The following is a 14,104-nucleotide window of genomic DNA, read 5'->3' on the forward strand; positions in this document are numbered from 1 at the left end:
GACGCAGCGCAGTGGGCCGCACCCGATACCTCTCCTTCACACCTCGCACATCACAAAGTCAGCCTTGCCAACATTGCATTCGGGGCAGCGCCAGTCGTCGGGCACGTTGGCCCAGAGGGTGCCGGGCGCGATACCGTGGTCGGGCACGCCGGCAGCCTCGTCGTAGATCCAGCCGCAAACGGCACACATGTAGATTTTCATGGCGTGGTTCCTTCTGTTTGGGGCTGTGCGTCAGTCGTCATCGTGGTGCCGTTGGCGTTCGGTCGATGTGCCGTTGGCCACCCATCCGCTGGGCGACTGCTGCCACTGCCAGGCGCCAAAGGCCAGGGTGGCGATCAGCAGCAGGGCGGCGAGCCAGGTGCGGTTCTTGGGGACCAGGTCGGGTCCCTTGCCTTCCACCCGGCCGGTGAGCATGGGCAGGGCCTGGTTCTTGCGGCGCAGCACGCTCAAGCCTGCAATCAGCGCGATGTGGGCCAGCACCACAAACAGCAGGGCGTTGCCGAAGAACTCATGCACTTCTTCCATCGCCTCGCCCATCCAGTTGCCACCCAGCGCAGCGCCCCAGTCGTTGTACGTGGCATATCCGCTGAGGGTGAGGGGCACCACCAGCGCCAGCAGCAACACGATGGCCAGCGCCACCAGCAGGTTCTGGCCCTGGCGCCAGTTGATTTGCGTGACCGATGGGGCCTGGGGCAGGGAGCGCAGCCATGCGGGCGCCCCCGCCAGCTTGCGCCACAGCAGGCCCAGGCCCGAGGTGCGCGGCCCGAAGATGCCGTACAGCAGCCGAAAGCCCAGCAGCCCCGCCATGGTGTAGCCCAGCGTGACGTGCAGCAGCCGCCAGTGTTCCCCGTCGGCCGTGGCGTAGGCCCCGGCAAAGCACAGTGCAAACAGCCAGTGGAACATGCGCGTGGGCGCATCGGTCACCCGGCGGCTGGGGGCCTTGGCGGGGGCGGGTTGCGCCGAGGCATCGGCGGGATGGAGGGTAGGTGTGTTGTTCATCGTGTTTTCCTTGATGGGGCGCAGTTCAGATTCACCGCTCTCAGTCGTTCCAGGCGCGGCGTGAGCGGGCATCCAGCCCCGCCGGCATGCGCAGGTTGTGTTCGTCAAACTGCCCCTTGTCCGCGCCCGTGTGGCAGGCTGCACAGTTGGCAGCGCTTTTCACGCTGGCGAGCTTCCAGGTGGTGGGTTCGATCTTTCGGTGCTTGCGTTCAAACCAGGCCGAGCGGGTGATACGGTCCTCGGGTGGCTCCTCGTTCACCCGCTTGTAGGTGCCTGCGTGGGCCTGCAGCCACTGGTTGAGTTGGCGTACGGTGGCGGCGTCCAGCGATGCGTCGGTGCTGTAGTGGTTGCCCAGGCCCGTCATCACGCGGTTCCACGACGCTGCGGGCAGCAGGCCGGGCGGGTAGGCGGTGTGGCAGGCGGCGCATTCCTGCGTGTAGGCGTTGGGCACGTTGCGGGGCATGGCACGCCCGCTGTCCGCGTGGGCGCTGGAGAGGGACAGCAGGGTCAGTGCGCACGCAGCGGCGGCCAGGGCTGCAGGTCGCAGGGGGGCAGGTTTTTTCATGGTGTCGGTCTCAGGGCTTGAGGGCGTTGAGGTAGGCCAGCACGTCGGCCTTTTCCACCGCAGTGCATTCACGGCTCAGCACGTCGTTGCAGTTGCGGCGGAACCACTTGTCCACCTTGGCGGTGTCGGTAAAGGCCTTGGGGTTGAAGGCTGGGGCCAGGGGCGCAATCGGCTTGCCGGTGCTGGCATGTTTGCCCTGCGCGGTGGGCGGTGTGCCGTGGCAGGACGCGCAAGACCACTCGCCGCCATGGCGCGTGTTGAAGAACACTTTGCCCTTGTCGGCGTTGCCGGGGCTGCCGGCCTGCGCGCTCCAGTGGGCAAGCTGTTGGGCGGCTGTGGTGTCGGCGGCGTGGCTCGTGCCAGCGGCTGCCAGTGCGCAGAGCGCGGCCAAGGTCAGTGTGCGAAGGGAAGTCATGCCAGGGTCCTCGTGGGTTTTGTCTTGTGGGGCCATTGTTGAAATCCCTGCCTGAACGGCGCGTGAAAGGCCTGTTCATCAGTCGTTCAGATTTCGCGCGGGACAATGCGGTCATGTTTTTCTCTCTCCAACCCGCTTCCTCGCACAGCCACGTGAAGCGATGGCGCCTGGCGGCTTGTGTGTTGTGCGCTGCCGCACTGGCCGTGCCGTCTGCCGGGGCCAGCGGCAAGGACGACCATGACCGCGCCCGGCAGGCCGTGCAGGCGGGCCAGGTGCTGCCGCTGCCCACGGTGCTGGAGCGCTTGCAGCGCGAGGTGCCGGGGCAGGTGCTGGAAGTGGAGCTGGAGCAGGAGCGCGAGCGCTGGATTTACGAGATCAAGCTGCTGACGCCTGCCGGGCAGTTGACCAAGGTCAAGCTCGATGCGCGCACGGCCGAGGTGCTGCGTGTGCGGTCGCGAGAATCGCGCGAAGATCAGTCGAGAAGCCGGGACAATCGCTGACACCCTGCCGACCCCAACACCCCCATGCGCATCCTGCTGGTAGAAGACGACACCCTGCTGCGCGCCCAGCTGCGCACGGCACTGCAAGGCGCGGGCTACACCGTGGACGAGGCGGACAACGGCCGCGATGCGCAGTTCTTGGGCGAGACCGAGGCGGTGGATGCCGTGGTGCTGGACCTGGGCCTGCCGGTGGTGGACGGGCTCACAGTGCTCAAGCGCTGGCGGGCTGCGGGGCGCAACATGCCAGTGCTGATCCTCACCGCGCGCGACAACTGGCACGAAAAAGTCGCGGGCATCGACGCCGGTGCCGACGATTACCTGACCAAGCCCTTTCACCTCGAAGAACTGCTGGCGCGCCTGCGCGCACTCATCCGCCGCGCCAGCGGGCAGGCATCGGCCGTGCTGCAGTGCGGAGACTGGTCGCTGGACACCCGCAGCGGCCGCGTGACTTGCGCGGGCCAGCCGGTGACGCTGACAGCCCATGAATACAAGGTGCTCGACTACCTGATGCACCGTCCCGGCGTGCTGGTCTCCCGTGCGGAACTGACCGAACACATCTACGCGCAGGACTTTGACCGGGACTCGAACACCATTGAGGTGTTTGTGGGGCGCCTGCGCAAAAAGATGTCGCCCTCTGCCGGTTCGTCGGCGGACCCGGCCGCTTCGGCCCGCATCGAGACCGTGCGTGGCATGGGCTACCGCCTGGTGCCGCCATGAGCGTGCCTGGTACGTCACCTGCGCCGCCTGTGCACTGGTCCCGGTCGTTGCGGGTGCGGCTGCTGGCCGTCACGCTGGCGGGGGTGGCCGTGGCCATGGTGCTGGCTGGGCTGGTGCTGAGCGGGTTGTTCCGCGAGCATGTGCAGCAGCAGTTTCAAGCCGCGCTGCAGCTGCAGCTGGACCAGATCACGGCGCGGCTGGAGTTTGATGCCCAGGGGCAGCCGGTGATTGCGGCCGAAGCACTGTCGGACCCGCGCTGGCTCAAGCCTTACTCTGGCCTGTATTGGCAGGTGGATGCCATGGCGCCCGACGGGAGGGAGCGGGCAGGGGTGTTGCGCTCGCGCTCGTTGTGGGACACCAGCCTGGCGCTGCAGGTGGATGCGTTGGCCGATGGCGCCGTGCATGTGCATGAGATGCCCGGACCGCAGGGCGCGCCTTTGCTGGTGCTGGAGCGCACGGTGCGCGCAGAGGGCGTGCATGCAGCGCGCTGGCGCTTGATGGTGGCCGCCGACCTGCAGACCACCCAGGCGGCCACCGCCCGGTTCACGGGCGTGCTGGCGCTGTCGCTGGCGGTGCTGCTGGTGCTGCTGGCCGCCGCCGCCTGGGCGCAGGTGGCCGTAGGGCTCAAACCCCTTCAGGCGCTGCAGCGTGCGGTGCAAGACGTGCAAGAGGCTCGGGCTTGGCAGTTGCAAGGCAGCTTCCCTGCCGAAGTGCAGCCACTGGTCGACGACTTCAATGCCGTGCTGCGCCGTCATGGCGAGGTGGTGGAGCGCGCACGCATCCAGGCGGGCAACCTGGCCCATGCGCTCAAGACACCCCTTACGGTGCTGGACAACGCGGCCCGTGCGCAAACACCCACCCATGGCCCGGAGCTGGGGGCGCTGGTGCGCGAGCAGGTGGTGGTGGCACGCAGGCACATCGACTGGCACCTGGCGCGGTCGCGGGTGGCGGCGTCTGCACATTTGCCCGGGCAGCGCACCGCGCTCCAGCCGGTGGTGGAGGGCCTGGTGCGCGTGATGAACAAGGTGCATGCGGACCGGGCGCTGGACATCAGCGTTGTACAGCCTCCTGTGTCGCTGTTCTTTGCGGGCGAAGCGCAGGACCTGCAGGAAATGCTGGGCAACCTACTGGACAACGCCTGCAAGTGGGCGCAGGCTGCGGTGCGGCTGCAGATGCAACTGCTGCCCGCCGGATCGGGCGCTGCGCAGCCCCAACTGGTGGTTGCGGTGGACGACGACGGCCCCGGCATTGATGCCGCGCAACGTGATCAGGCGCTGGAACGCGGCGTGCGCCTGGATGAAACCGTGCCCGGCACCGGACTGGGCCTGGCCATCGTGCAGGACCTGGCAGCTTTGTATGGGGGGCGGCTGGATCTGGAGCCCGCAGGCCTTGGCGGCTTGCGGGCGACGCTCACCCTGCCGGCTGCAAACGCTCATTGAGCCGCAGCGACCCTCGCTGCGAAGTGCCCAAAAAAACTGCCAAAGCGGGATGCCCAGAAAAAGCCCGCCAAAGCGGAAATCCATGAAAAAAGCCCGCCAAAGCGGGCTAAGGCCCTGACAAATTCCCCTGAATTCTGCAAAGCCTTGGAGTAATGAAAACAGGTTATCACCGTCTGCGGTGTTTGACCACTCCTGTTGTGCAAGCGGCGTTCAGTGCCGGCTTTCCACGCTGTTTTGCATGGCGGTCTGGGCCACGGCGTTCAGGGCGTTGTCCACCACAGTCTGCTCGGCCAGAACCTGCAGGGCGCCTTGTTGCAGCAACCGGTCCAGCAGCCGCAGCGTCATCGACTGGGTGCGGCCCGAGGCGCTGGTGAACAGGAACAGGTTGCCGTGCGAGCCGATCCAGGAGAGCTGCGTGCGCTCCCACTGGCCCGCCACCTGCAGGTTGACCCATGTGCCCACGGTGATGGTGGACGCGGGCAGCGGCAGGGGCGCAACGTTGCTGGGTGCAGTCTCGGGTGCAGAGTCTGCGCCTTCGCTCTCGGGGGATTGCGAGATATCGATATAGCCGGACTCCCGGGCCTCGGAGGGTGCCACCCAGGGATCGTCGTCGTCGAGGGGGGCTGGTTGTGCTGGCTCTGCAGCGGGCGTTGCCATCGGTGCTGCACTGGTCGGCGCAGCAGGGGCTGGCGCCGCAACCCTGGGCCCGGGGGTGAAGGCCTGCTGGTGCAGTTGCATCAGCAACGCGAAGACAGCCTCTGTGCGGTCGGCAGGGTAGTCGATGGATGCCAGGCCCTCGCGCAATTTGGGCAGCAGTTTGGGCAGCAGGCGGGCGAGCTGGCCGGTGTTGGCGCGTGTCAGCTCGGGTTGCACGCTCCAGATCAGCGCCTCCACCAGCTCCTGATAGCGGCCCGGGTCTGTGGTGCCGGGTTTGGCTGAGAGCCGGGCCTCGGCCATGACCTGGGCCCAGGGGCCCAGCAGAAAGCGGGAGATCGCATCGGGCACCTTGCCCATGCTGGGCAACAACCACAGCTCGCGGGATATCTGTGCGGCCAGCAGGTGGCGCTGCTCGGCGTGCTGCAGGGCCTCGATCGCGCGCTGGCGCTCCTGCTTGAGCGCCTGGTCCTTCTCGGCCCATTTGGCGTGCAGCTGCTGCAGCACCTGCTCAAAGTCATCAGCGCTTTCAATGGTGGCGGTGGCCAGCGGCCCCGCAATGTGCATGAGCGACCGCATGAAGCTCTGGAAACCCGGGACTTCGGGGCTGTTGAAGGCCTGGCTGCGGTCGGTGATGTCTTGCAACAGACGGCGTGCGGCGTGCTCCTTGTGGCTGAAGAAGCGCGGGTCGGACAGTGCCAGCTGCATCAGCGCCGGCTCCAGCGCGCGGATGAACTGTTGCACCGGCCACAGCAGCCGCGTGTCGCGCGCAATGTTGTCCACCATCAGCGCCACCACCTCCATGCTCAAGGCCTGGCCCAGGCCCTGCACCTGCGCCCGCTGCGCGGTAGCAGGGTGGCCGTCTGCGCCAGGGGCTGCTGGCGTGCGTGGCGTGCCCAGGCGCTCCATCATCTGGCCCACCTGGTTCATCTCTTGCAGCGCCTCAAACGCTGCAGGCACCGTCATCGCAAAGTCAGTGGCCGGTGGGTCGATGTGCGGCAAGCCTTGTGCCGGGTCTTCAAACTCCCGCGCAAACCGCTCTGCAAACGATTCCTGGCTGTCGTTGGCCGGGGCATGTGTTTCTGCAGGTGCGGCTGCGTCATTGAACTCGCCCAGCAGCAGGCGGCGCAGGCGGTCCAGCGTCAGCAGCGGGTCGCCCGCGCTGGTGGACGCCACGTGCAAATCGTTGTCGGCGGCGAAGCCGGGGGACACCCCGGCCTCGGCAGGCGCCACATAGACCACCTCGCCCGTGGCCTGCCGCATGGCATAGCCCACCGGCTTCACGCCGCTTTGCTTGAGCTGGTCGATCTGCGCCAGGTACAGGCTGCGCAGCTCGGCGCCCAGTGCCTGGGCCATCAACCCCATCCAGTCGTGGCGCACCTGGGGCGTGACCTGCATCTGCGACACCACGGACTGCAGGGCCTGCAAGAAGACGTCGGGGCGCAGCGGGTTGTGTTCTGGCTGCACCCGGGGCAGGCCTTGTGCGGCGCAGACCAGTGCGTCCAGGTCAGCCAGGGGACCTTCCACGGCCGTAACGAGCACCTGCCGTGCGCGGGCGCGCTCCACGCTGTCGTTGATCTGCGCCTCGTCCATCAGTTCGAGGTCGTCAAAGTGCACGGTGAACAGGGAGCGCGTGGGCTTGTCGTCGCCTTGCGCGGTGTCCTCGTCCAGGGCCTTGCGCAGTGCATCGGGGTAACGCTCGGCCATCACCGAGGCCAGTCGCACCAGTTGCTGGCGGGCCTCCTGCATGGCGTGGTGCTCGCCCGGGGTGCGGGCACTGTCCAGGCGCGCTTGCAGAGACATGCGCGTGGTCTCCATTACGCGTTCCACCACAGGCCGGGCCTGGGTCAGCGCGATCTGGACGATGCGCTGCTGGGGGGCAACGAGGCTGCCGGTCGGGGCCGTGGCGGACGGGGTGTTGTGTGTCAAGGCCATCTTCAGTAGGACGGAGGACCGGAAACTGCTGCAATGGGAGCGATGTTACGCGTCAAAAAGGGGCCCGAGGCCCCTTTCTGCTAGCGGTGGCGTGGATTCACCCGCCATGGAACTTGACCACCAGCGGCACGATGAGCAGCGCCACGATGTTGATGATCTTGATCAGCGGGTTGATGGCCGGGCCAGCCGTGTCCTTGTAGGGATCGCCCACGGTGTCGCCAGTCACGGCGGCCTTGTGCGCCTCGGAGCCCTTGCCGCCGTGGTGGCCGTCTTCGATGTACTTCTTGGCGTTGTCCCAGGCGCCGCCGCCGGTGCACATGCTGATGGCCACAAACAGCCCGGTGACGATGGTCCCCATCAGCAGGCCGCCCAGCGCCTTCGGGCCCAGCAGCAGGCCCACGCCAATTGGAACCACCACGGGCAGCAGGCTAGGAATCACCATTTCCTTGATGGCGGCGGTGGTCAGCATGTCCACGGCCTTGCCGTACTCGGGCTTGCCCGTGCCGTCCATGATCCCCTTGATGGTGCTGAACTGGCGGCGTACCTCCACCACCACGGCGCCTGCGGCGCGGCCCACCGCTTCCATGGCCATGGCGCCGAACAGGTACGGAATCAGCCCGCCGATGAACAGGCCGACGATGACCATCGGGTCTGACAGGTCGAAGCTCACCGCCCGGCCATAGGTTTCCAGCTTGTGGGTGTAGTCGGCAAACAGCACCAGTGCGGCCAGGCCGGCGGAGCCGATGGCGTAGCCTTTGGTCACGGCCTTGGTGGTGTTGCCCACGGCGTCCAGCGGGTCGGTGATGTCGCGCACGCTGCTGGGCAGCTCGGCCATTTCGGCAATGCCGCCCGCGTTGTCGGTGATGGGGCCATACGCATCCAGCGCCACCACAATGCCCGCCATGCTCAGCATGGACGTAGCCGCCACCGCAATGCCATACAGGCCGGCCAGGCTGTAGGCCACGATGATGGCGGTGCACACAAACACCACGGGCCAGGCCGTGGAGCGCATCGACACGCCCAGGCCCGCAATGATGTTGGTGCCGTGGCCGGTGGTGGATGCCTGGGCGATGTGCCGCACGGGCGCGTATTGCGTACCGGTGTAAAACTCGGTGATCCAGACCAGTGCGGCCGTCAGCACCAGGCCGGTAGCGCAAGCGCCAAACAGCCGCAGCTGCGAGCCCGTGGCCGTGACGGCGTTGTCCGGCATGATCCACAGCGTGACGAAGTAGAAGGCAATGAGTGACAGCACGCCCGCAATCGCCAGCCCCTTGTACAGCGCGGGCATCACGTTCTTCATGCCGGGCGAGGCCTTCACAAAAAAGCAGCCGATGATGGACGCCACGATGGACACGGCGCCCAGCGCCAGCGGGTAGACCACGGCATTGACCTGGGCCGTGGCTACCATCAGGGCGCCCAGCACCATGGTGGCGATCAGCGTCACTGCATAGGTCTCGAACAGGTCGGCCGCCATGCCCGCGCAGTCACCCACGTTGTCGCCCACGTTGTCGGCAATCACGGCCGGGTTGCGCGGGTCGTCCTCAGGGATGCCGGCCTCCACCTTGCCCACCAGGTCGGCACCCACGTCAGCGCCCTTGGTGAAGATGCCGCCGCCCAGGCGCGCAAAGATCGAGATCAGCGACGAGCCGAATGCAAAGCCGATCAATGGGTTGAGCAAGGTGGCCAGGTGCGCCGTGGGCGTGTGGTTGCCGTTGCCCGCCAGGAACCAGTAAAAGCCCGTGACACCCAGCAGCCCCAAGCCCACCACCAGCATGCCGGTGATGGCGCCGCCGCGAAACGCCACGTCCAGCGCCGGGCCGATGCCGTGGGTGGCCGCCTGCGCGGTGCGCACGTTGGCACGCACCGACACATTCATGCCGATGAAGCCGCACGCGCCCGAGAGCACGGCGCCCACCACAAAGCCCACGGCCGTGGTGCCGTCCAGAAACACGCCGATCAGCACGGCCAGCACCACGCCCACGAGGGCAATGGTCTTGTACTGGCGGGCGAGGTAGGCGGCTGCGCCCGCCTGGATGGCGGCGGCAATCTCCTGCATGCGGGCGTTGCCCGGGTCTTTGGAAAGGATCCAGCCCCGGGCCCAGATGCCGTAGGCCACCGCGATGAGCCCGCAAACGAGGGCCAGGATGAGAGGGGATGTCAGTGCTGAGCTTGCAGCCATTCAATTCTCCTTGGTGTGTTGCACGGAGGGGGACCAACGCATCGGTGGTTTCCCCGCTGCGTTGCTTCCTCGTGCTACCCATGCGTTTCGCGCAGGAGCCGATTGGCCAACAGACCCAATTTACAGGCAAACGCCGGTTTGCAAGCGGGCAGAAAGGGGCGTGCGCCTAAAATCAGGGTTAATCCCGACGCTTCGTTGCGCTGCATCAGTGCCGAAGGCCTCGCGGGTTATCGTCAACAAACCACTATCCAAAGACATGTCCCTCAACAACGTCCCCCCAGGCAAGAACGTTCCTGACAGCTTCAACGTCGTCATCGAGATCCCGATGAACGCCGACCCGATCAAGTACGAAGTGGACAAGGAATCGGGCGCCATTTTTGTGGACCGTTTCATGACCACCGCCATGCACTACCCCACCAACTACGGGTACGTGCCACAGACGCTGTCGGGCGACGGCGATCCGGTGGACGTGCTGGTGATCACGCCTTACCCGCTGTTCCCCGGCGTGGTCGTGCCCTGCCGCCCCCTGGGCATCCTGATGATGGAAGACGAGGCCGGTGTGGATGGCAAGGTGATTGCCGTGCCCACCTCCAAGATCCTGCCCATGTACGACCACTGGAAGACCATCGATGACGTGAACGCCATGCGCCGCAACGCCATCGCCCACTTCTTCGAGCACTACAAGGACCTGGAAAAGGGCAAGTGGGTCAAGGTGTTGGGCTGGGAAGGCATCGACGCTGCCAAGAAGGAAATCACCGACGGCATCGACAACTACAAGAAGTCGCAAGCCTGATAGCCTTTGGGCGATTTCTGCCCGTAGCGCTGGTGCGATATGCGCCAGATGCTATCAAAATAAAAGCACGCCATCCATCTCGGGTGGCGTGTTTTTTTGTGGGTAGCACCCTGCCAGGGTAGGGAAAAGCCGCGCCATGTGCGGCTGGGCGCGCTGATAGACTGCATTTTGTTACATGGCTGCGGCTGTCCCGGTGTTTCGAGGTACTTTGAGGTGATTCATGAAAATTTCTGATCTGCGCATTGGCGTCAAGCTGGCGGCGGGTTTCCTGGCGGTCGTGTTGCTGACCGCCTTGCTCGGCGCCATTGCGCTGGTGCAAATGTCCCGCATCCACGCCAACGCCGAGGAGATCGCCACCAACCTGCTGCCCAGCGTCACGCAAACGGGCGAGCTGCGCGTGCTGCTCAACCGCATGCGCCGTGCAGAGGCGGGCATGGTCGGCGCGCGCAGCGCGGCCGAGGTCAAGGCGTTTGCCGAGCAAGTCGCCGCGCGCCACAAGGACCTCAGCCGCGTCGAGGCGGTCTACGAGCCGCTCATCGACATGCCCAAGGAACGTGAGGTATTCAACGCCTACAAGACCCGCAAGGCGGCCTATGTGGCCCTGCAGGACAAGCTGGCAGACATTGCCAAGGGCGTGGACTTCAGTACCGCCGAGACCATGGAGCTGACCGCTGACGCCTTGAGCATGCTGTATGCGGGCGAATCGGAGTCGGCCTTTGTGGCCACGGCCGAGACGCTGGGCGAGCTGCAAAAGATCAATGCGGACGCGGCCTTGCAGGCCAACGAGGAAGCGATGAAGGTGTTCAATGTGGCGCGCGCCTGGGTGCTTGGCACGCTTGCGCTGTGCGTGGCACTGGCCGCCGTGCTGGGCGTGGCCATCACCCGCGCCGTGACCCGTCCGGCCCACCATGCGGTGCAGGCTGCCCGCGCCATTGCAGATGGCGACCTGGCGACCGAAGTGCCTTCGGGTGGCAAGGATGAAATGGGCCAGCTGCTCAACGCACTGGGCGACATGCGCGCCAACCTGGCGCGGGTGGTGTCCGGCGTGCGCAGCAATGCCGAAGGCGTGGCCTCAGCCAGCGCGCAGATAGCCTCCGGCAACAACGACCTGAGTGCGCGCACAGAACAGCAGGCCAGTGCCCTGGAAGAAACCGCAGCCTCCATGGAAGAACTGGGCTCCACCGTGCGCCAGAACGCCGACAACGCACGCGCCGCCAACCAGCTGGCCGTCAGCGCCAGCACCGTGGCCGTCCAAGGCGGAGACGTCGTGGCCGAAGTCGTCGAGACCATGAAAGGCATCAACGCCAGCAGCAACAAGATCGCAGACATCATCAGCGTCATCGACGGCATCGCCTTCCAGACCAACATCCTCGCCCTCAACGCAGCCGTTGAAGCCGCCCGCGCTGGCGAACAAGGACGTGGTTTTGCCGTGGTGGCGGGCGAGGTACGCAACCTGGCAGGACGCAGCGCAGAAGCCGCCAAAGAAATCAAAGCCCTCATCACCGCCAGCGTGGAACGCGTGGAACAAGGCACCGCCTTGGTGGACAAAGCCGGAGCCACCATGACCGAAGTCGTCAGCGCCATCCGCCGCGTGACCGACATCATGGGAGAGATCAGCGCTGCCAGCAGCGAACAAAGCGCAGGAGTCGGCCAGGTGGGAGAAGCCGTCACCCAGATGGACCAGGCCACCCAGCAAAACGCCGCCCTGGTGGAAGAAATGGCAGCGGCTGCCAGCGCACTGAACGCCCAGGCCGGCGAACTGGTCAACGCCGTGGCCGTGTTCAAGCTCGACGCCAACGGCACGTCAAGCCCTAGCCCGGCGCGCAGCAGCGCTGCCCCCGTCCGCCCTCCCATGGCAGCGCCCAGCTACAAAGCCCCGGCCCGCAGCAGCCTGGGCAGCAGCGCCAAGAGCAGCAGCAGCAAACCCGCCGCCAGCCTGGCAGCGCCCAAGACCGGCAGCGCAGCGCCAGCGGCCCCAGCAGCCAGCGCCGCAGCCCCCAAACCGGCAGCGCCCAGCCCGGCCCCGGCCAAGGCAGGGGGCAACGACGACGACTGGGAGAGCTTCTGACGAGGGCCAGACAGGCCTCGAGATGCAGAGTTCAGGTCAAAACGGCTGCAAGCGCAGGTGGAACATGCGCTGACAGCTATCAAAACAGAAGTGAAGAAGCACGCAGAGGGGGACACCTTCTGCGTGCTTTTTTTGCGTAGCACTTGGGAATCCGCCGTCCCTTCGGGTACGGCAGGGGACTTTTCCGTACTGCTCTCAGCGGTGCGGGTTGGGATACACCAGATGTAGCCCTGGCAGTTGCGGGCGCTGGAAGGGTTGCCACACCACGCCCGGGCCGAGCGGCTGGCCCAGCCGGTCGGCCACAGCCCACCAGGCGCTGGGGTTCAGGCCGATGCCAAAGTGGCTGGCCACCACTTCGATGTTCTCGGTGTGCGGGTTGTGGTCTGCGGGCGCCTGGATGCTGCCGCGCCAGGCCACCACGCCGTCGGTGCGCGAGTAGATGCTGGTAGTGGGCACCGGGGGCGCTTCGGGCAGGTTGTAGTTCTCGGTTTCGCGCTCGATGCTGCGGCCGCTGGCGAACTGGTAGATGCGCCATGCGTTGGTAGAGGTGTGGGGGCCGGCAAAGGGCGTGCCCAGGGTCACCACGCAGCGCACCAGGTCGGGCATTTCCTTGGCCAGCTCGCGGGCGTAGATGCCGCCCAGGCTCCAGCCCACCAGGCTGACCTTGTTGCCGCTGGCATCCGCCGCTTGCTGCAACTGGGCCTTGGCGTTTTCCAGCACGCCCTCGCGGGGCCCCAGGTTCAGGCCCTGGCCCCAGCCCAGCGGGTTGTAGTTGCGCGATTCGAGGTAGCGGCGCAGGGGCAGGGTGGTGGTGTCACCCGCCGTGAGGCCCGGGAACACGATGACCGTGTGCCCATCCCCCAGCGGGGCGCGCTGCAGCACAGGCCAGGCAGGCAGCACGGCGCCAAACTCCCAGGGGGCCCGCAGCTCCAGGGCCAGCAGGGGCAGGCTCGGCGGTGGCATGTGGTCGGGGGCGGCGGATTTGCGGTCGGAGAAGAGGGGCATCGATTCGTCGTTCCAAAACGGCGCGTGCCAGGCAAGGCACACGGGTGGTGCGACGGTAGCAGTTTTTGCGCACCAGGGCGGGGCACGAAATGGAGCAAGCTCTCCAATTGCCCGGTCGGTCGCGGCCTCAGTCCCCTTGCATTGGCGTGGGAGATTCTCAAAAAATGTCACGAAATGAAACCTATGACTGCTATGCTTTGAATAGCTTTTGCGCATTCCGCGTTCTGGCGCCCCTCGCAGCCCCCCATCGCCTGAAAGCCCCGTGCCATGACCGCTTTTGTCGACTCCGCCGTCCCTGCCAACGCCCACTCTGCAACGCCAGGGCAGGTGTCCAGCGCGGCGGCCGCCGTGCGTGAATTCCTGACCTTTCGCCTGGGCGCGGAGGAGTACGGCATCGACATCCTGCGGGTGCAGGAAATCCGCTCGTACGAACGGCCCACGCGCCTGGCGCATTCGCCCGACTTCATCAAAGGGGTGATCGACCTGCGCGGTCGCATCGTCCCCATCCTGGATTTGCGCGTGAAGCTGCAGTGCCCTGAAGCCAGCTACACCGACTTCACCGTCGTCATCATTCTGGACATCGGCTCTACCGTGGTGGGGGCGGTGGTGGACGCGGTGGCCGATGTGGTCTCGCTCACCCCCGACCTCATCAAGCCCACCCCCCAGTTCGAGCGGCAAGGCCATGTGGACCCCGCCTTTGTCACCGGCATTGCCAGCCTGGGCGAGCGCATGCTGATCGTGATGGACATCGAGGCGTTGCTGAGCAGTGACGAAATAGGACTGGTGAGATCGGCTTCGCACAGGTAATGTGACAACCCACTACACAAGATCAACA

Annotated in this window: 13 protein-coding genes; 6 read left to right on the plus strand and 7 right to left on the minus strand. The window is 66.1% G+C overall.

The annotated features are described in order from the left end of the window. Positions 1 to 36: 36 nt before the first annotated feature. Genes ACOYR4_RS09010 through ACOYR4_RS09025 form a run of 4 tightly spaced genes read right to left on the minus strand, consistent with a single transcriptional unit; the run spans position 37 to position 1,979 of the window. On the minus strand, positions 37 to 201 hold the full coding sequence (locus tag ACOYR4_RS09010) for a rubredoxin (protein ID WP_422849299.1): 165 nt from the start codon (positions 199 to 201) through the stop codon (positions 37 to 39). Between the two features lie 30 nt (positions 202 to 231). After that, positions 232 to 999, minus strand: coding sequence for a cytochrome b/b6 domain-containing protein (locus tag ACOYR4_RS09015; protein WP_288851828.1), 768 nt, complete (start codon positions 997 to 999; stop codon positions 232 to 234). Positions 1,000 to 1,039: 40 nt separating this feature from the next. After that, positions 1,040 to 1,564, minus strand: a complete 525-nt coding sequence (locus ACOYR4_RS09020) for a diheme cytochrome c (RefSeq protein WP_422849300.1) — start codon at positions 1,562 to 1,564, stop codon at positions 1,040 to 1,042. A gap of 10 nt (positions 1,565 to 1,574) precedes the next feature. Continuing rightward, positions 1,575 to 1,979: a DUF1924 domain-containing protein gene (locus tag ACOYR4_RS09025; protein WP_422849301.1), complete on the minus strand. Its 405-nt coding sequence runs from the start codon at positions 1,977 to 1,979 to the stop codon at positions 1,575 to 1,577. 113 nt (positions 1,980 to 2,092) lie between these two features. Between ACOYR4_RS09025 and ACOYR4_RS09030 the strand changes: the two genes are divergently transcribed. Genes ACOYR4_RS09030 through ACOYR4_RS09040 form a run of 3 tightly spaced genes read left to right on the plus strand, consistent with a single transcriptional unit; the run spans position 2,093 to position 4,635 of the window. Continuing rightward, entirely contained in the window at positions 2,093 to 2,479 is a 387-nt protein-coding gene (locus tag ACOYR4_RS09030) for a PepSY domain-containing protein (protein ID WP_422849302.1), read from the plus strand. A 24-nt stretch (positions 2,480 to 2,503) separates the two neighbouring features. After that, on the plus strand, positions 2,504 to 3,196 hold the full coding sequence (locus ACOYR4_RS09035; RefSeq protein WP_060984238.1) for a response regulator: 693 nt from the start codon (positions 2,504 to 2,506) through the stop codon (positions 3,194 to 3,196). After that, on the plus strand, positions 3,193 to 4,635 hold the full coding sequence (locus ACOYR4_RS09040; RefSeq protein WP_422849303.1) for a sensor histidine kinase: 1,443 nt from the start codon (positions 3,193 to 3,195) through the stop codon (positions 4,633 to 4,635). The genes ACOYR4_RS09035 and ACOYR4_RS09040 overlap by 4 nt, the downstream gene beginning before the upstream one ends. 210 nt (positions 4,636 to 4,845) lie before the next feature. Here the strand turns inward: ACOYR4_RS09040 and ACOYR4_RS09045 are convergent, their stop codons facing one another. Both ACOYR4_RS09045 and ACOYR4_RS09050 read right to left on the minus strand, forming a co-directional pair. After that, on the minus strand, positions 4,846 to 7,224 hold the full coding sequence (locus tag ACOYR4_RS09045) for a DUF1631 family protein (RefSeq protein ID WP_422849304.1): 2,379 nt from the start codon (positions 7,222 to 7,224) through the stop codon (positions 4,846 to 4,848). A gap of 97 nt (positions 7,225 to 7,321) precedes the next feature. Further along, positions 7,322 to 9,403, minus strand: a complete 2,082-nt coding sequence (locus ACOYR4_RS09050; protein ID WP_422849305.1) for a sodium-translocating pyrophosphatase — start codon at positions 9,401 to 9,403, stop codon at positions 7,322 to 7,324. A gap of 256 nt (positions 9,404 to 9,659) precedes the next feature. On the opposite strand from ACOYR4_RS09050, the gene ppa reads away from it, so the two are divergent. Together ppa and ACOYR4_RS09060 are read left to right on the plus strand one after the other, a co-directional pair. Further along, a complete protein-coding gene (gene ppa / locus ACOYR4_RS09055) occupies positions 9,660 to 10,196 on the plus strand; it encodes an inorganic diphosphatase (protein ID WP_015013642.1) in 537 nt (178 codons plus the stop codon). A 220-nt stretch (positions 10,197 to 10,416) separates the two neighbouring features. Beyond that, positions 10,417 to 12,264, plus strand: a complete 1,848-nt coding sequence (locus ACOYR4_RS09060) for a methyl-accepting chemotaxis protein (RefSeq protein ID WP_422849306.1) — start codon at positions 10,417 to 10,419, stop codon at positions 12,262 to 12,264. A gap of 195 nt (positions 12,265 to 12,459) precedes the next feature. Here ACOYR4_RS09060 and ACOYR4_RS09065 read toward each other — a convergent pair whose 3' ends face one another. Continuing rightward, positions 12,460 to 13,269: an esterase/lipase family protein gene (locus ACOYR4_RS09065; RefSeq protein WP_422849307.1), complete on the minus strand. Its 810-nt coding sequence runs from the start codon at positions 13,267 to 13,269 to the stop codon at positions 12,460 to 12,462. Between the two features lie 267 nt (positions 13,270 to 13,536). On the opposite strand from ACOYR4_RS09065, the gene ACOYR4_RS09070 reads away from it, so the two are divergent. Continuing rightward, entirely contained in the window at positions 13,537 to 14,076 is a 540-nt protein-coding gene (locus tag ACOYR4_RS09070; RefSeq protein ID WP_422849308.1) for a chemotaxis protein CheW, read from the plus strand. The last annotated feature ends 28 nt before the right edge of the window (positions 14,077 to 14,104 follow it).

It is taken from the genome of Acidovorax sp. M14 (genome assembly GCF_049331375.1).
Taxonomy (GTDB): domain Bacteria; phylum Pseudomonadota; class Gammaproteobacteria; order Burkholderiales; family Burkholderiaceae_C; genus Acidovorax.